16 protein-coding genes are annotated in these 15,921 nt (G+C 63.6%); 6 read left to right on the forward strand and 10 right to left on the reverse strand.

What is annotated here, in order from left to right; genetic code table 11:
* Window positions 1-30: 30 nt before the first annotated feature.
* Window positions 31-414 (forward strand): hypothetical protein, encoded by a 384-nt coding sequence (locus tag GJW30_RS02955; protein WP_096351439.1) that lies wholly within the window; start codon window positions 31-33, stop codon window positions 412-414.
* Window positions 415-574: 160 nt separating this feature from the next.
* Here the strand turns inward: GJW30_RS02955 and GJW30_RS02960 are convergent, their stop codons facing one another.
* Window positions 575-919: a hypothetical protein gene (locus tag GJW30_RS02960; RefSeq protein ID WP_096351442.1), complete on the reverse strand. Its 345-nt coding sequence runs from the start codon at window positions 917-919 to the stop codon at window positions 575-577.
* Between the two features lie 274 nt (window positions 920-1,193).
* Here GJW30_RS02960 and GJW30_RS02965 point away from each other — a divergent pair, with 274 nt between their 5' ends.
* Window positions 1,194-2,210 (forward strand): extracellular solute-binding protein, encoded by a 1,017-nt coding sequence (locus GJW30_RS02965; RefSeq protein WP_096351444.1) that lies wholly within the window; start codon window positions 1,194-1,196, stop codon window positions 2,208-2,210.
* 198 nt (window positions 2,211-2,408) lie between these two features.
* Window positions 2,409-4,055, forward strand: coding sequence for an ABC transporter permease (locus GJW30_RS02970; RefSeq protein ID WP_245408635.1), 1,647 nt, complete (start codon window positions 2,409-2,411; stop codon window positions 4,053-4,055).
* On the opposite strand, the gene GJW30_RS02975 is transcribed toward GJW30_RS02970, so the two are convergent.
* Window positions 4,052-5,728 carry an FAD-dependent oxidoreductase gene (locus GJW30_RS02975; protein WP_096351450.1) on the reverse strand — a complete coding sequence of 559 codons (1,677 nt, stop codon included), beginning with the start codon at window positions 5,726-5,728 and terminating at the stop codon, window positions 4,052-4,054. The genes GJW30_RS02970 and GJW30_RS02975 overlap by 4 nt on opposite strands.
* 103 nt (window positions 5,729-5,831) lie before the next feature.
* Here GJW30_RS02975 and GJW30_RS02980 point away from each other — a divergent pair, with 103 nt between their 5' ends.
* A complete protein-coding gene (locus GJW30_RS02980; RefSeq protein WP_096351453.1) occupies window positions 5,832-6,518 on the forward strand; it encodes a substrate-binding domain-containing protein in 687 nt (228 codons plus the stop codon).
* 189 nt (window positions 6,519-6,707) lie between these two features.
* Here the strand turns inward: GJW30_RS02980 and GJW30_RS02985 are convergent, their stop codons facing one another.
* The 3 genes from GJW30_RS02985 to GJW30_RS02995 all read right to left on the reverse strand — a co-directional run bounded on the left by GJW30_RS02985 (window position 6,708) and on the right by GJW30_RS02995 (window position 10,065).
* The gene (locus GJW30_RS02985; protein WP_096351455.1) at window positions 6,708-7,709 is read right to left on the reverse strand and encodes an Hsp33 family molecular chaperone; all 1,002 of its coding nucleotides are present in this window, start codon (window positions 7,707-7,709) and stop codon (window positions 6,708-6,710) included.
* A gap of 210 nt (window positions 7,710-7,919) precedes the next feature.
* Window positions 7,920-8,843 (reverse strand): ornithine carbamoyltransferase, encoded by a 924-nt coding sequence (gene argF / locus GJW30_RS02990; RefSeq protein ID WP_096351457.1) that lies wholly within the window; start codon window positions 8,841-8,843, stop codon window positions 7,920-7,922.
* Window positions 8,844-8,853: 10 nt separating this feature from the next.
* Window positions 8,854-10,065: an aspartate aminotransferase family protein gene (locus GJW30_RS02995; protein ID WP_096351463.1), complete on the reverse strand. Its 1,212-nt coding sequence runs from the start codon at window positions 10,063-10,065 to the stop codon at window positions 8,854-8,856.
* 438 nt (window positions 10,066-10,503) lie between these two features.
* Here GJW30_RS02995 and GJW30_RS03000 point away from each other — a divergent pair, with 438 nt between their 5' ends.
* Together GJW30_RS03000 and GJW30_RS03005 are read left to right on the forward strand one after the other, a co-directional pair.
* Window positions 10,504-11,016, forward strand: coding sequence for a GcrA family cell cycle regulator (locus tag GJW30_RS03000; protein WP_096351467.1), 513 nt, complete (start codon window positions 10,504-10,506; stop codon window positions 11,014-11,016).
* A gap of 85 nt (window positions 11,017-11,101) precedes the next feature.
* Entirely contained in the window at window positions 11,102-11,740 is a 639-nt protein-coding gene (locus GJW30_RS03005) for a LysE family translocator (protein WP_096351469.1), read from the forward strand.
* 16 nt (window positions 11,741-11,756) lie between these two features.
* Here GJW30_RS03005 and phoB read toward each other — a convergent pair whose 3' ends face one another.
* The 5 genes from phoB to pstC are packed head-to-tail and all read right to left on the reverse strand — an operon-like array spanning window position 11,757 to window position 15,886.
* On the reverse strand, window positions 11,757-12,470 hold the full coding sequence (gene phoB / locus GJW30_RS03010) for a phosphate regulon transcriptional regulator PhoB (RefSeq protein ID WP_096351471.1): 714 nt from the start codon (window positions 12,468-12,470) through the stop codon (window positions 11,757-11,759).
* A 2-nt stretch (window positions 12,471-12,472) separates the two neighbouring features.
* Window positions 12,473-13,219, reverse strand: coding sequence for a phosphate signaling complex protein PhoU (gene phoU / locus GJW30_RS03015; protein ID WP_245408636.1), 747 nt, complete (start codon window positions 13,217-13,219; stop codon window positions 12,473-12,475).
* Window positions 13,216-14,001 carry a phosphate ABC transporter ATP-binding protein PstB gene (pstB, locus tag GJW30_RS03020; RefSeq protein WP_245408637.1) on the reverse strand — a complete coding sequence of 262 codons (786 nt, stop codon included), beginning with the start codon at window positions 13,999-14,001 and terminating at the stop codon, window positions 13,216-13,218. Before pstB ends, phoU begins: the two co-directional genes overlap by 4 nt.
* Before the next feature lie 35 nt (window positions 14,002-14,036).
* Window positions 14,037-14,882: a phosphate ABC transporter permease PstA gene (gene pstA, locus GJW30_RS03025; protein WP_096351476.1), complete on the reverse strand. Its 846-nt coding sequence runs from the start codon at window positions 14,880-14,882 to the stop codon at window positions 14,037-14,039.
* Window positions 14,883-14,884: 2 nt separating this feature from the next.
* Window positions 14,885-15,886, reverse strand: a complete 1,002-nt coding sequence (pstC, locus tag GJW30_RS03030; protein ID WP_096351479.1) for a phosphate ABC transporter permease subunit PstC — start codon at window positions 15,884-15,886, stop codon at window positions 14,885-14,887.
* Window positions 15,887-15,921: the final 35 nt, after the last annotated feature.

The following is a 15,921-nucleotide window of genomic DNA, read 5'->3' on the forward strand; positions in this document are numbered from 1 at the left end:
GCCAAACGACCAAGACCGAAGGAGAAAATAATGCATCGACGTACATTCCTGCTCACCGGCATTGCGGCAGCATTCGCAACACCGGCCCTCGCGCAGCATTCCCACAGCCATTCGCACGAAGGAAAATTCGGCGGCATCGTCAGCGAGGCCGGCGACTACCATGTCGAACTCGTCGCCAAGAACGATACGATTGACGTTTACGTTCGCGACGGCGACGACAAGGAAATGCCAATCAAGGGTTTCAAAGGCGTCGCGATCTTCACGCTCGCCGGCAAGGCGCAGCGCGTGCCGCTCGAAGTCGTCGATGATAAGCGGCTCAGCGGCAAGGCTTCCGCGCCGTTGCCCGCAAAGCTGAAAGTCGCCGTGCAGATCACGCCGCCCGGCAAGCGCGCCGTGACGGCGAAATTCGGCTAGCTGCGCCCTACCGATAGAACTCCGTCATGGCCCGGCTTGTCCGGGCCATCCACGTCTTTCTGTTTAAGCTTGTCGAAGCAAGTCGTGGATGGCCCGCATGAAGCGGGCCATGACGAACTCTTTTCCGGTCGCCCGGGGCAATAATCCGGCCGCCAGACTCTCACCGCATCTCGAACGTCTTGCCGTTCACCGTGATGCGCTCCGCGCGCATCTCATCCTTGTCGGTCTTCGACACATAGCCCTGAACGATCACCGACCGGCCGAGCGAAATCATATCTGCGCTGACGCCGCGGCTCGTCATGCGCGAGGGTGCGGCGAGCACCACGGTCCACATCTTCTCCGGCGTATCCACCCCGATTGCCGCATTTGGTGTTTCATAGCGCGATTGAATGATCGCGCCCGAAACCGTGATCAGCTTCGTCTCGTAGTCGTCCCAACCCTGCTGCGCGAAGGTCGGAGCCGTCAGCGCGAGGGATGCGGCCAGCAACAGCAATGCGTGTTTCATGAAATGCCTCCACGAGGCCGCAGATTACAACAGTCGCGCACCAAAGGCGCGGCTGATGCGCGCAGGCACTCCGGCACCGCAAGACCCGCCAGACGAGCATTCCGGCGTTCCCCTAGCCGGATCAAAGCCAAGCCGCCAAACTTCAAACAATTCTAATCTAGAGTCGTCGTACCGCATTGATCGGTAACGATTAATCGCCTTGACCCATGACGCGCACACCCGTAGGAGCCGTGAGCCGGCGGAAATCCGTGCCGGGTATTCAACGGAGCTATTCATGACGCACGTTCGCGCCGCCACGCTCGCGCTCAGCGCAGTAGCGGCTTTCACCTCGCCGGCTTTGGCGGACGTCAACCTTTACACGTATCGCGAAGCGAAGCTGATAGCGCCCGTGCTGGAAGCCTTCACGAAGGACACCGGCATCAAGGTCAACGTCGTCTCGGCAAGCTCGGGTCTCGAACAGCGTATCGCGACCGAAGGCGCGAACTCGCCGGCGGACGTCGTGCTCACGGTCGATATCGGCCGTCTCGATGAGGCGAAACGCCTCGGCATCACGCAGCCGATCAAGTCGGAAGTGCTCGACAAAATCATCCCGGCAAACTTCCGCGACGCCGATCACGCTTGGTACGGCATCTCGGCCCGCGCCCGCGTTCTTTACGTCTCGAAGGATCGCGTCCCGGCCGGCACCACCATCACATACGAAGAACTCGCCGACCCGAAGTGGAAGGGCAAGATCTGCACGCGCCCCGGCCAGCATCAGTACAACAACGGCTTGATCGCGGCTTACATCGCGCATTACGGCGTCGCCGAAGCCGAGAAGTGGCTCACAGGCCTCAAAGCCAATCTCGCGCAGAAGCCGGCCGGCGGCGACCGCGAAGTCGCCCGCGATATTCTCGCCGGCAAGTGCGATATCGGTATCGCGAACACCTACTACTGGGCGCTGATGAACAACGCCGACCCGGAGAAGAAGCCCTGGGCCGACGCGACCCGCGTGCTGCTTCCGATCTTCAAAGACACCGGCGGCACGCACTTCAACGTCTCGGGTGTTATCCTCGCGAGGCATGCGCCGAACAAGGCCGATGCGATGAAGTTCATCGAGTGGCTCGCCGGCGAACACGCTCAGCACGTCTACGCTGACGCGACCTACGAATATCCGCTGCGCGCCGGCATCAAGGTCAACCCGACCATCGCAGGCTACGGCGACGTGAAGCCGGATTCGACGCCGCTGTCGAAGATAGCAGCCGAGCGCAAAGCCGCTGCCGATCTCGTCGACAAGGTTGGCTTCGACAAATAAGCGAACTAGGTTCGAACCTGACTTTTGAGGTTCCCTCCCCCCTTGCGGGGGAGGGACAGGGAGGGGGGTAAGCGGCAAGGTTGGTGCTTGTTGTTTACCCCCCTCCCCACCCCTCCCCCGCAAGGGGGGAGGGAGGAAAGCGCGGCAGATGCCGAGACACACATGAACTCTGCAATCGCCGCCCAATCCAAAAGACGGTTGCCCCGTCACCCCCTCGCGACGTTATTCGTCGTCGTCATCGCGGCTGCGGCGCTGACGCCGATCTTCGCGCTGTTCTTCTTCGCGTTCAAAAGCGACACCGAAAACTGGCGGCATCTTCTCGCGTACGTGCTGCCCTATGCCGTGCAGCAGACGCTACTGCTGCTCGCCGGCGTCGCGATCATCACGACGCTCCTCGGCGTCGGCTCGGCGTGGCTGGTCACGGCGTTTCGCTTTCCGGGCCGCGACATCTTCAATTGGCTCCTCGCATTGCCGCTCGCGCTGCCGAGCTACATCGTCGCCTACATCTACGTCGCGCTGCTCGATGCCGCTGGCCCGGTGCAGACATCGATCCGCACATGGGGCCACTTCGCGACGCCGCGTGACTACTGGTTCCCGGAAGTGAAATCGCTGCCGGGCGCGATCGTCGTCCTCAGCCTCGTCCTCTACCCTTACGTCTATCTGCCGGTGCGCGCGATGTTCGCGACGCAGAGCGCGACGCTGCTCGAAGTCGCGCGCACGCTCGGCGCATCGCGCTGGCGTCTCGTTCGCGATGTCGCGCTGCCGCTCGCACGCCCGGCGCTCGCCGTCGGCCTCTCGCTTGCGCTGTTGGAAACGCTAAACGACATCGGCGCCAGCGAATATCTCGGCGTTCAAACGTTAACGATCTCGATCTACACGACCTGGCTCAATCGCAATAGTTTGCCGGCCGCCGCGCAGATCGCCTGCGTGATGCTGATCGTCGTCGCGATCCTCATCGCACTCGAGCGCTATGGCCGCCGCAAGCGCCGCTTCGCAATTTCGGAACGCCAGACACGCATCGTCGCGCCGATCGAGATCGTCGGCGGTCGCCGCTGGCTCGCGACGCTCGCGTGCCTCCTCCCCGTGGTCTTCGGCTTCCTATTGCCGGCCGGCTTCCTCGCGTATCAGACTGTTCTGCGCGGCCTGCTCTCCGGCTTCGATCCCGAACTCTTCACGCATTTCATTTCGAGCGTGGTGCTTGCAGGCAGCGCTACCGCCATCGCACTCGCGATCGGACTCGGCCTCGCGCTGGTGGCGCGCTTTGCGCCGAGCCGCACCGTCACGACGGGGCTAACGCTCGCGGGTCTCGGCTATGCGGTGCCCGGCACGGTGCTGGCGCTCGGGCTCCTCTCGCCGCTCGTCGGCATCGACGAGATGATCAACTGGGTCAGCCGTCTGTTCGGCGGCAAGGGCGTCGGTTTGCTTGTTGCCGGTTCCGGCGCCGCAATCGTCATCGCTTACGTCGTGCGATTTCTTACGATCGCGATCGGCTCGATGCAGGCCGGCCTTGGCCGCATCTCCCCACGCGTCGACGACGCAGCACGCACGCTCGGCGCCGGTTATCCGGAGGTCGCACGTGTCGTCCACTTGCCGATGCTGCGGCCCGCGCTCGGCGCCGCCGCGCTGCTGATCTTCGTCGATTGCCTGAAGGAGCTGCCTGCGACACTTCTGCTGCGTCCGCTCAACGTCGAAACGCTGCCGACCTACATCTACCAATTCGCGACACGGGGCGATTTCGAAGAAGGCGCACTAGCCGCACTGATGATTGTCGCCGCCGGAATCTATCCGGTGATCCGCATGACGCGCCTCGCCGATCGCTCGTTCGGCACGCAGACGAGCAACTAACGCGACGCCATGTGGCGCGCCGCGATGTAACCGAACGTCATCGCCGGACCGAGCGTGATGCCGCCGCCCGGATAATTTCCGCCCATGATGCTCGCCGCATCGTTGCCTGCGGCGTAGAGGCCCGGGATCGCGCGGCCCTCGTCGTCGAGCACGCGCGCATCGCCATCGGTGCGCAGTCCCGCGAACGTGCCGAGATCGCCGACCACGACCTCGACCGCGTAGTAAGGCGCTTGAGCGATCGGCGCGAGGCACGGATTCGGCTTCGTATCGGGATCACCGTTGAAGCGATTGTAGGCCGTCGAGCCCTTGCCGAACGCGCGGTCTTCGCCCTGCGTCATATCGCGATTCCACTCCGCGAGCGTCGCTTCGAGATTGGCCGCATCGATGCCGGCATTCTTCGCCAGCTCCGCGACAGTGTTGCCCGTCTTGAGATAACCGGAGCGAATATTCGGCCCGACCGGCACCGGGAACGGCTTGACGAAGCCAAGGCCGAACCGTTGCAGGAACGGCTTATCGACCACGAGAAATGCGCGCTTCTCTCCGGCCTTGAACAAGGCCTGGCAGAAGTCGTGATACGAATTCGCCTCGTTGACGAAGCGCTTGCCGGTCGCCAACACCGCGATCAAACCGGGCTTCGCGCGATCGATGAAATGCGGGAACACGCCGAACGCGCCGCCGCGCCGTGGCACGCGCGACACCGGCACCCACGCGGCTGCGTTCGGATAATCTTGCGCAACCGCCGCGCCGATACCTTCACCCAGCCGCAGACCGTCGCCCGTATTGCCTTCCGGCGCGGGCGAGAAATGTCCGGCATTGTCCGCGTCGTGCGGAAACATTTTTCGCCGGCGTTCTTTGTCTTGCGGAAATCCGCCGGCCGCGAGCACGACGCCGCGCGCGGTGCGCACCTCGACCTCGGTATTGTTCTCGACGATCGCGCCTTTGACCGCACCGTCTTCGCGGATCAAACGCGTCACCGGCGCATCGGTCCACACCGTGACGCCGAGATCGAGAGCCGAGCGAAACAGCCGCGCCGCGAGCGCATTGCCGTTCGTCAGCAACATGCCGCGCTGATAGAGCGCAAGATCGCGCGCGTGCCCGGCGAGACGCTTTGCGACATACGCCATCGACGCGACCGAGCGCGTCACGTTGAAGAAATGCTTCAGCTCCGGACCGGAGCCGATCATCAGGCCGACGAACGTGAGCTCCGGCAACGGCGGACGCAGCCGCTTGAGTTCGTCGCCGAGCTCCTGCCCGCGAAACGCCTGCGCCTTGATCGAGCGCCCGCCGGGGCGGCCGCCCGGCGCATCCGGGTGATAGTCGGAAAATGCGGACGCCGCCTCGAATTTCACGGCCGTCTTCGTCTCGAAGAAGTCGATCGCCTCCGGGCCGGCAGCCAAAAAAGCATCGACGGTCGCGGCATTGAATTGATTGCCGGCCTCATGACGCAAATACGTCCGCGCCGACTCGACCGAGTCATCCAAGATGCCGTCGCGGCGCGAGACCGGATTGTTCGGCACCCAGAGAAAGCCACCGGACAGCGCGGTCGTCCCGCCGACATAGACGGCCTTCTCGGCGACGATGACCTTCAGTCCGCGCGCCGCTGCCGCGACTGCCGCCGCCAGCCCACCGGCTCCGGACCCAACCACCAGCACATCGCATTCGACCTTGTCCATGCGCCGGATAGAAAAGGAAAGCGCACACGAAAGTCCACCCCCGCCGCGCGCTTGACTGCGCTTCGCGAGTTTCCGATGGCTACGTCAACAAAAGGAGACGACCATGACCGAGCCCATCCGGGTTCTTTGCACGATGGGCCTCGCCGGAGTGATGAACGATCTCATCCCGCGCTTCGAGAAAGACGCCGGCCACAAGGTTGATGCCGTGTTCAAACCAGCCAACATGCTCGTCGTCGATATCGCGAGTGGCGCGCCGTTCGACATCGCGATGCTGACCGCGAAGCTGCTCGACGACGAAATCGCACGCGGTACAGTCGTCGGCTCGCGCCTCGACGTTGCGCGCTCCTGCGTCGGCGTCACGGTCGCGCCAGGCGCGCCGCTGCCGGACATCTCCACCGTTGAAGCCTTCAAGAAGACACTGCTCGCCGTGCGCTCGATCATCTTCACGGCGCAGGGCGCGAGCGGACAGTATTTCGCCTCGTTGCTGCCGCGCCTCGGCATCGAGAAGGAAATTCGCGCGAAGGCACTGATCCCGGATGGCGGCCTCGTCGCACAAGCCGTGATGCGCGGCGAAGCCGAGCTCGGCATTCAACAGGTCAGCGAGATTCTGGCCGTGCCGGGCTCCGTGTTGGTCGGGCCGATCCCGGCCGATATCCAGAACTACACGACGTTCTCGGCAGGCCTTGCCGCAAAGGCGCAGAACGTCGCCGGCGCAAAAGCCCTGCTCGCACGCCTCGCCGATGCCGACACTGCCGCGATTGCGCGGTCGAAGGGCATGGAGACGTTTTGAGTGGGAGCTCGGTAGCCGCAGCTATCGAACTCTAACCCGTCATCCTGAGGAGCGCTGGGTCGGCAAAGCCGGCGTCAGCGCGTCTCGAAGGACGACGGCCCGAGTATCCCGGACCGCAGCGCCCGGGCCGTCGTGGTTCGAGACGCACGCTTCGCGTGCTCCTCACCATGACGGATTAAGTGCAGAGACCTACTGCTTCTCCGCCGGCGGCAGCTCCGCCGGGTCGACGATGTAATTCGTATTGCAGAATTCGCACGTCACCGAGATTTTTCCATTCTCGACCATGTGGTCGCGATCGTCCTGACTGAACCGCGACAGCATGTCGGTGATGCGATCCTGCGAGCACGAACACTGCGCGCGCACTTCCTGGTTCTCGAACACGCGCACGCCGCGTTCGTGAAACAGCCGGAAGAGCAGCCGCTCGTGCGACAGCGCCGGATCTATCAGCTCGATCGGCTCCACGGTTTCGACGAGGGCTTGCGCTTCCGCCCAGCTGTCGTCTTCCTTCATCTCAGGCACAACGGCGCCCGCCGGCGCGTCACCCGGATCGAAATCACGTTGGCGCGCGCGCAGTTCCGACTTCGGCAGGAACTGCACCATCATGCCGCCCGCCCGCCAGCGCCGGCGCATGCCGCCGTCCTCGGCGCGAAAATCCTCCGCCACCGCAAGACGCAGACGCGTCGGAATCTGCTCCGAACGATAGAAGTATTCATGCGCGGCGGCTTGCAGATCGCCCGCGATCTCGACGAGCCCTTGATAGCGGCTGGTGTTGCTGCCCTGGTCGATCGTCATCGCCATATGGCCACGGCCAAGCAAGGCAGCCGCTTCGCCACCTTTCGCCGCGATCTGCTCGCCGATCTTTTCCTTGTCGAAGCGCGCGCACGCCCGCACATCGCCGGGCGCGCGATAGTCGACGACCAGCATCGGCACGATGCCGTCGGTCTGCGTCTGCAGGATGAAGCGGCCCTCGATCTTCAACGCCGTGCCGAGCAATGTGCCGAGCACAATCGCCTCGCCGAGCAGCTTCGACACCGGCTCCGGGTATTCGTGCTTGCGCAGGATTTCATCGACCATCGGCCCGAGCCGCACGACGCGGCCGCGCACGTCGAGCGCGTCGACCTGGAACGGCAAAACGGTGTCGTCGATTGCGACAGCATCGGGTGTGCGCATCGGAACAGCGGATTCAGTCATCACGCAATCTCGCAAACTGGCCGCAAACGACACCGTTGGTCATTCCGGGGCGCAGCTCGCGCAGCGAGCGCGAGCCCGGAATCCATAACCCCCGCAGGGACTATGGATCCCGGACAGCCGCCGCTCGCTGCGCGAGCGGTTCGCAGAGCGAACCCTGCGGCTTCCGGGATGACGCGGAGCTTTTGGCAGCCGCTAGAGTTGAATAACGCCTCAGGCGTTATCGAGGCACCACGCCAGAATGCCCTTCTGGGCATGCAGACGGTTCTCGGCCTCGTCGAACACCACCGACTGCGGGCCGTCGATCACCTCGTCGGTAACCTCCTCGCCCCGGTGTGCCGGTAGGCAATGCATGAATATGGCGTCTCGATCGGCTTTTTCCATAAGCCGCTCATTCACCTGGTACGGCTTCAGCAGATTGTGCCGCCGCTCGCTTTCCTTGTCGCCCATCGACACCCAGGTATCCGTGATAACGCAATGCGCGCCCTTCACGGCCGCCTCCGCGTCGGTGCCGACCGTGATGCGGGCGCCGGACTGCTTAATCCAGTCCATCGTCTTCTTCTTCGGTGCCAATTCCGGCGGGGTCGCGATGTTCAGCGCGAAATCGAAGCTCTTCGCCGCGTGGATCCACGAGGCCAGCACGTTGTTGTCGTCGCCCGTCCAGGCGACCGTCGTGCCCTTGATCGGGCCCCGGTGCTCCTCGAAGGTCATCACGTCGGCCATCACCTGGCAGGGATGCGTCAGACGGGTGAGGCCGTTGATCACCGGAACGGTCGCGTTGCGCGCAAGCTCCAGCAGCGCCTCATGATCGAGGATGCGTATCATGATGATGTCGACGTAGCGCGAGAGCACGCGCGCCGTATCGCCGATGGTTTCACCGCGGCCGAGCTGCATCTCGGCACCGGTCAACATCAGGGCTTCGCCGCCGAGCTGGCGCATTCCGACATCGAACGACACACGCGTGCGCGTCGACGGCTTGTCGAACACCATCGCGAGCGTTTTGTTCTCGAGCGGGCGCGCGGCCTTGGCGCGATCCTGCTTCCACTCAGCCTTGATATCGCGGCTCAGTTTGAGGATGCGCCGCAATTCGTCGGTCGAAACGTCGGTGAGATCGAGAAAATGCCGAACCTTTGACAATGAAAACGCCTCACGCAGTAGCGCGCGCTGACTGGGTCAGCGACTGCTCGATCCGCGTCGCCGCGCGATCGATTTTCTGGACCGCTTCGGCGATCTCTTCTTCCGAAATGATGAGTGGCGGCAGCAAGCGGACGACATTCTCGCCGGCCGCGACCGTGATCATGCCCTCGGCGCGCAGTGCATCGACGAGTTCGCCGACCGGCAACTCGGCTTTGAGGCCGATCAGCAGGCCTTCGCCGCGCACTTCCGAGATGATCGACGGGTGCCGGTCCTTGATCTCGGCAAGGCGCTGGCGCAGCAGCACCGATTTCCGGCGCACGCTGTCCATGAAGCCGGGCTCGAGCACGACGTCGAGCACGGCATTGCCGCACGCCATCGCCAGCGGATTGCCGCCGTAGGTCGAGCCGTGCGTGCCGGCCGTCATGCCCTTCGCGGCTTCCGCTGTCGCAAGACAAGCACCGAGCGGGAACCCGCCACCGATCGCTTTGGCGATCGCCATGATGTCCGGCGTGATGCCGGAGCGCATGTAGGCGAAGAGTTCGCCCGTGCGGCCGACGCCGGTCTGCACTTCGTCGAGGATCAGCAGCAGGCCGCGCTGATCGCACAATTCGCGCAGTGCCTTGATGAAACTGGTCGAGATGACGCGCACGCCACCTTCGCCTTGTACCGGCTCGATCAGGATCGATCCGGTTTCCGGCGTGATCGCGGCTTTCACGGCCTCGATATCGCCCGGCGCGATCTGGTCGAAGCCTTCGACCGGCGGACCGAACCCTTCGAGATATTTCTTATTGCCGCCGGCCGCGATGGTGCCGAGCGTCCGCCCGTGGAACGCGCCTTCGAACGTGATCGTCCGATAGCGCTCCGGATGGCCGATGACGGCTTGGTACTTGCGCGCCATCTTGATCGAGCATTCGAGCGCCTCGGCGCCCGAATTGGTAAAGAAGACCTGGTCCGCGAAAGTCGCCTCGCACAACCGGTCGGCCAGCTTCTCGCCGCCCGGAATGCGGTAGAGGTTCGACGTGTGCCAGACCTTTTGCGCCTGCTCGGTCAATGCCTTGACGAGATGCGGATGCGCATGGCCGAGCGCATTCACGGCAACGCCGGACGTGAAATCCATAAAGCGCTCGCCGGTCGTCGACTCCAGCCAGATGCCTTCGCCACGCTCGAATGACATCTCGACGCGAGCGTAAGTCGGCAGGATATGGGACGCGGCGGCAGCCATGGCGCAAGATCCTTCTGGTGTTTCCGATCCGCGAACCGCTCACGCATACGCGTGAACGCTGTCCAGAAATGCAACGTGCCGCCTCGCGGAGGGGCGGCACGACGCGGATATTTTATGGCGATGTGGCCCTGCGGTCAACCGCATGTCAGCAGCCGCGCGAGGTGTGCCGAGAAAGCACAATCCACAACATCGCTACCGTAAAACCGACATTATGCGGGGAAAAATAGAACCCGGATTCCGCGGACTCTTGCGCCCGAGTCAGCGGCTATTGTAGCGTCAAAAACAAGGACGGGTACGAGATTTCGTGCGGCGGACCGTCTCCAGAGTACCATAGGTATGGGTTCCGAGAGCCACGGCGTAAACATTGCCGGGGACCGCTATGGGATTCTGACTACGAGACTTTTCGCCGCGCACCCCGGAAGATGCGAGGTAAGAACAATGACGTGGGTATGGACTGACGAGCGGGTCGAGACCCTTCGAAAACTCTGGACGGACGGATTGTCTGCCAGCCAGATCGCCGGCGAACTCGGCGGCATCACACGCAACGCGGTCATCGGCAAGGTGCACCGGCTCGGCCTCTCGGGCCGCGCCAAGGCACCGTCGACGGCCGCGCCGCGCCAGCGCAAGCCCCGGGCAGCCGCGCAATACGCGCCGCGTGCGCCGCGCCCGGCGATGCGCGGCAACACCGCGCTGGCCCAGCCGGCTTACGCCTATCTGGACTACGAGGCGGAGCCCGAGCAGGACCCGATCACGGACAACATCATCCCGATGGGGCAGCGTTGCTCGATCGTCGAGCTGACCGAGGCAACCTGCCGTTGGCCGATCGGCGATCCGGGTTCGGCGGACTTTTACTTCTGCGGCGGCAAGACGGTCGCAAACCATCCGTACTGCGCTCACCATTGCCGCATGGCCTATCAACCCGTGCAGGATCGCCGCCGCGCCCGCCGCTAAGCGACCGCACACGCGAATACGACAAGGCCCCGGTTTGACCGGGGCCTTTGTTTTTGGTCTCTGCGCTTTGGCCAGGACCATTGCCATGTTCGATCAAGCCACGCTCAACAGCCTTTTCATCGTCTATTCGGTTTACGTGATTGCGGCCGGCAGCCCCGGCCCCAGCAGCATCGCGATCATGAGCATCGCAATGCATACGGGACGCACCGCAGCGCTTGCTTTCGCGGCCGGCGTGATGACAGGCTCGATCTTCTGGGGCTCGCTCGCCGCGACCGGAATCTCGGCTGTACTCGCGACATACGCGCACGCGATCACGCTGATCAAGATCGCGGGCGGCGCTTACCTGCTCTGGCTCGCCTGGAAATCCGCCCGCGCGGCCATGCGCCCTGACGCGGCACCGAGCGCCGACACCATCGCGCCGCGCAGTCTGCGCAAGCAGTATGTGCTTGGGCTGATGATGCATCTCACCAACCCGAAATCGATCCTCGCTTGGCTCGCCATCATGGCGCTGGGCCTGGGCGGAAACGCCCAAACGGGGACGACAGCGCTTGCCATCATCGGCGGCTGCGCCGTGCTGGGTGTCGTGATCTTCGGCGGCTATGCGCTGCTGTTCTCCACGGCACCGATGGTACGCGTTTACGCCCGCGCGCGTCGCTGGATCGAAGCGACGCTTGCAGCCGTCTTCGCCTATGCGGGGATCAGGTTGCTGCTCCTGCGAACTTAATCGCAGAAGCGCGCCCTTACGACGCGCGCTCGACAGCCTTGCCGAACCGCTCGTCGAACGAATAGCCGGAACCGCGCACCGTACGGATCGGGTCGCTGTTGCGGCCGCGATTGAGGATTTTCCGCAGGCGGCCGATGTGAACGTCGACCGTACGCTCGTCGATATAGATGTCGCGGCCCCAGACACCGTCGAGCAACTGCTCGCGCGAATAGACGCGGCCAGGGCTCTGCATAAAGAACTCGAGCAACCGGAACTCGGTCGGCCCAAGCTGCAGTTCGCGCCCGTTGCGGAATACGCGACGGCGCTCGCGGTCGAGTTCGAGATCGCCGGCCGACAGCATGTTGGCGACGCGTTCCGGACGCGTCCGCCGTAGCAGCGCCTGCACGCGGGCGACCAGCTCCGGCACCGAGAACGGCTTGACGATGTAATCGTCCGCGCCGGTATCGAGACCACGCAGACGCTCGGACTCTTCGCCGCGCGCCGTCAGCATAATGATCGGCAGACGGTCCGTTTCGGGCCGTGCGCGCAAGCGGCGGCACAGCTCGATGCCGGAAAGGCCCGGAAGCATCCAATCGAGAAGGACGAGATCCGGCAGGCTTTCCTTGAGCCTTACTTCTGCTTCGTCGCCGTGGCCGACCGCGTCAACCTCGAAGCCCTCGGCCTCGAGATTGTAGCGGAGCAGCATCGTCAACGGTTCTTCGTCTTCGACGATGAGGATGCGAGCCTTCATGTTCACCCCGGATACGGGACCGTCGTCGTGCTGGTGAAGTCACCCTTCGGACGCTCGTCCGAAAGTGTCTTACCCTCCACCATGTAGTGCACGGTCTCGGCGATGTTCGTCGCATGGTCGCCCATGCGCTCGATGTTCTTGGCGCAGAAGAGAAGATGCGTGCAGAACGTGATGTTGCGCGGATCTTCCATCATGTAGGTCAGCAATTCGCGGAACAGCGAGTTGTTGACCGCGTCGATCGCTTCGTCGCCCCGCCAGACGCGCAGCGCCTGTTCGGTGTCGCGGCGCGCGAACGCGTCGAGCACGTCTTTAAGCGCCGCGAGAACGAGTTCGCTCATGCTCTCGACACCGCGCATGACGGTCGGGTAGCGGAACTCACGGCCGAGCGCGACGACGCGCTTGGCGATATTCTTCGCAAGATCGCCGATCCGCTCGAGATCGTTCGATACGCGCAGCGCACCGATGATCTCGCGCAGGTCCGTCGCCATCGGCTGGCGGCGCGCGATCGTGAGCACGGCTTTCTCTTCGAGCTCGCGCTGCAGAGCGTCAAGCGTCGCATCCGACGACACGACTCGCTGCGCCAGAACGACGTCGCGGGTGTTGAGCGCGTCGACCGCGTCGGCGATCTGCTGTTCCGCAATGCCGCCCATTTCGACGACCAGACGCTGCAATTCCTGCAGGTCGACGTCGAAGGCCTTCATCGTGTGTTCTGTCATCGTCGCGTTCCCCGGCAGGTTGGTCGGGCTCATCCGAACCGTCCCGTGATGTAATCTTGCGTGCGCTTGTCGGTCGGATTGGTGAAAATCTGATTGGTCTCGCCGAACTCGATGAGGTCGCCGAGATACATGAACGTCGTGTAGTCGGAGCAACGCGCAGCTTGCTGCATGTTGTGCGTCACGATCGCGATTGTGTATTTTTCTTTCAGCTCGCCGATCAGCTCTTCGATGCGCGCCGTCGAAATCGGATCGAGCGCCGAGCACGGCTCGTCGAACAAGATCACTTCTGGCCGGATCGCCACCGTGCGAGCGATGCACAGACGCTGCTGCTGGCCGCCCGACAGGCTGAGCCCGCTGGCGTTGAGCTTGTCCTTGACTTCGTTCCACAACGCGCCGCCTTTCAGTGCGGCTTCGATGCGGTCGTCCATCTCAGACTTCGGCAGCTTCTCGTAGAGCCGGATGCCGAACGCGATGTTTTCGTAGATCGTCATCGGAAACGGCGTCGGCTTCTGGAACACCATGCCGACGCGAGCACGCAGCAAGTTGAGGTCCAGTTTCGGGTCGAGGATGTTGGTGCCGTCGAGCAGCACTTCACCTTCGGCGCGCTGCCCCGGATAAAGGTCGTACATCCGGTTGAAGACGCGCAGCAGCGTTGACTTGCCACAGCCTGACGGGCCGATGAAGGCCGTCACGCGGTTCGCCGCAAGCTTCAGGTTGATGTTCTTCAGCGCATGCGACTGCCCGTAATAGAAGTTGAGGTTACGCGCCGTGATGCGCGCTTTCTCTTCCGGCGCGGCCGTCATCATGGGCGGCATTCCCGGTCGCGAAGCTTCAATGGGAGTGATTTGGTTCATTTGGGAGCCTTTTCAGCAGCGAGGAGGCGTGCGCCGATGTTGAGTGCGAGCACCGCGACCGTGATGATCAATGCGCCGGCCCATGCGAGCTGTTTCCAGTAGTCGTACGGGCTCTGGACGAAGTTGTTGATGGTGACGGGAAGGTTTGCCATCGCTTTACCGAGGTTGGCGCTGAAGAACTGATTGCTCAGCGCCGTGAAAAGCAGCGGCGCCGTTTCACCGGCGACCCGCGCGGTGGCGAGCAGCACACCCGTAACCAGGCCTGCACGTGCCGCCCGATAGGCGACGCGTTTGATCACGAGCGACCGCGGCAGCCCGAGCGCCGAAGCGGCTTCACGCAGCGGATTCGGCACCAGCAGCAGCATGTCCTCGGTCGTGCGCAGCACCACCGGGATCACGATGACGGCGAGGGCGAGACCGCCGGCGAGACCCGAGAAGCCCCCCATCGGAACGACGACCGCGCCGTAGATGAAGAGGCCGATGATGATCGACGGCGCGCTGAGCAGAATGTCGTTGATGAAGCGCACCACCGTCGTCAAGCGATCGTGACGGCCGTATTCGGCGAGATACGTGCCGGCGAACAGGCCGAGCGGCGCACCGATGCCGACACCAATGATCGTCATCATGATCGAGCCGACGATAGCGTTGAGCAAGCCGCCCTCGCTAGCGCCCGGCGGCGGTGTATTCTCGGTGAACACCTGCACCGAAATGCCGGCCAAGCCGTTGTAGAACAGCGTGAAGAGAATGAGTGCCAGCCAGGTGACGCCAAACAGAGCGGCACCCCAGCAGAGCGCGCGGATGACGATGTCCTTGCGCCGGCGTGAAGCGTAAATCGCGTTCATTGTTACACTCCCGCCTTCTTATGAAGACGCATCAGCATCAGCCGCGCGACCGCCAGCACGAAGAACGTGAGGACGAACAGCAGAAGGCCGAGCAGGATGAGGCCGGATTGATGCAGGCCGTCGCTCTCCGCGAACTCGCTCGCGATCGCGGCCGAGATCGTCGTGCCGGGTGCGAACACCGACGGTGAGATCTTGAATGCGTTACCGATGATGAACGTCACCGCCATCGTCTCGCCGAGTGCACGGCCCAGCGCCAGCATGACGCCGCCGATCACGCCGACACGCGTGTACGGAATGACGACCTTGCGGACGACTTCCCACGTCGTGCAGCCGACACCGTAAGCCGCTTCCTTCAGCACCGGCGGCACCGTCGTGAAGACGTCGCGCGAGATCGCCGTGATGAACGGCAGCACCATGATCGCGAGGATCAGTGCGGCGTTGAACAGGCTGAGATAGCCCGGCGGGCCCGCGAAGATATCCTGCAGGATCGGCACGCCGTCGAACAGGTTGATCATGAAAGGCTGGAACGTGTTCGCTAAGAATGGGCCGAGCACGAAGAAGCCCCACATGCCGTAGATGATCGACGGAATGCCGGCGAGCAGCTCGATCGCGATGCTGATCGGCTGACGCAGCCGCTGCGGGCAAAGCTCGGTAAGGAAAATTGCGATGCCGATGCCGACCGGCACCGCAATCGCCATCGCGATCGCCGAGGTGATCAGCGTGCCGTAGATCGGAGCGAGCGCACCGAGCACCGGCTCCGGAGACGCGGACGGCGCCCAGCGCGACGTCCACAGGAAGGACGGTCCGAACGCCTGGATCGCCGGCCACGCGCCGATGATCAGCGAGATGATGATGCCGCCGAGGATGAGCAGCACCGAGAGGGCACTCAGCCGCGTGACCCAATAGAATAGGTTATCGCCAAACTTGAAGGCTTTGAGCGCGCGCGCGCGATCGTAAGGCGCGGCGTCTGCGATTTGTCCGGCATTGACCGCAAGATCGGTCATGGGTTGAGGCTCCTGGGCGGACTTAGTCATGAGCG

The organism is Variibacter gotjawalensis (assembly GCF_002355335.1).
In the GTDB taxonomy this organism is placed as follows: domain Bacteria; phylum Pseudomonadota; class Alphaproteobacteria; order Rhizobiales; family Xanthobacteraceae; genus Variibacter; species Variibacter gotjawalensis.

What these genes read in the sequence shown, in the direction of transcription:
- GJW30_RS02995 (WP_096351463.1), bottom strand. Translation starts at nt 10,065, where the DNA reads ATGGCTGCCGCCGCGTCCCATATCCTGCCGACTTACGCTCGCGTCGAG.
- GJW30_RS02955 (WP_096351439.1), top strand. Translation starts at nt 31, where the DNA reads ATGCATCGACGTACATTCCTGCTCACCGGCATTGCGGCAGCATTCGCA.
- GJW30_RS02960 (WP_096351442.1), bottom strand. Translation starts at nt 919, where the DNA reads ATGAAACACGCATTGCTGTTGCTGGCCGCATCCCTCGCGCTGACGGCT.
- phoB (WP_096351471.1), bottom strand. Translation starts at nt 12,470, where the DNA reads ATGAAGGCTCGCATCCTCATCGTCGAAGACGAAGAACCGTTGACGATG.
- pstC (WP_096351479.1), bottom strand. Translation starts at nt 15,886, where the DNA reads ATGACCGATCTTGCGGTCAATGCCGGACAAATCGCAGACGCCGCGCCT.
- GJW30_RS02965 (WP_096351444.1), top strand. Translation starts at nt 1,194, where the DNA reads ATGACGCACGTTCGCGCCGCCACGCTCGCGCTCAGCGCAGTAGCGGCT.
- phoU (WP_245408636.1), bottom strand. Translation starts at nt 13,219, where the DNA reads ATGAGCCCGACCAACCTGCCGGGGAACGCGACGATGACAGAACACACG.
- GJW30_RS02980 (WP_096351453.1), top strand. Translation starts at nt 5,832, where the DNA reads ATGACCGAGCCCATCCGGGTTCTTTGCACGATGGGCCTCGCCGGAGTG.
- pstB (WP_245408637.1), bottom strand. Translation starts at nt 14,001, where the DNA reads ATGCCGCCCATGATGACGGCCGCGCCGGAAGAGAAAGCGCGCATCACG.
- GJW30_RS03005 (WP_096351469.1), top strand. Translation starts at nt 11,102, where the DNA reads ATGTTCGATCAAGCCACGCTCAACAGCCTTTTCATCGTCTATTCGGTT.
- GJW30_RS03000 (WP_096351467.1), top strand. Translation starts at nt 10,504, where the DNA reads ATGACGTGGGTATGGACTGACGAGCGGGTCGAGACCCTTCGAAAACTC.
- pstA (WP_096351476.1), bottom strand. Translation starts at nt 14,882, where the DNA reads ATGAACGCGATTTACGCTTCACGCCGGCGCAAGGACATCGTCATCCGC.
- GJW30_RS02985 (WP_096351455.1), bottom strand. Translation starts at nt 7,709, where the DNA reads ATGACTGAATCCGCTGTTCCGATGCGCACACCCGATGCTGTCGCAATC.
- GJW30_RS02975 (WP_096351450.1), bottom strand. Translation starts at nt 5,728, where the DNA reads ATGGACAAGGTCGAATGCGATGTGCTGGTGGTTGGGTCCGGAGCCGGT.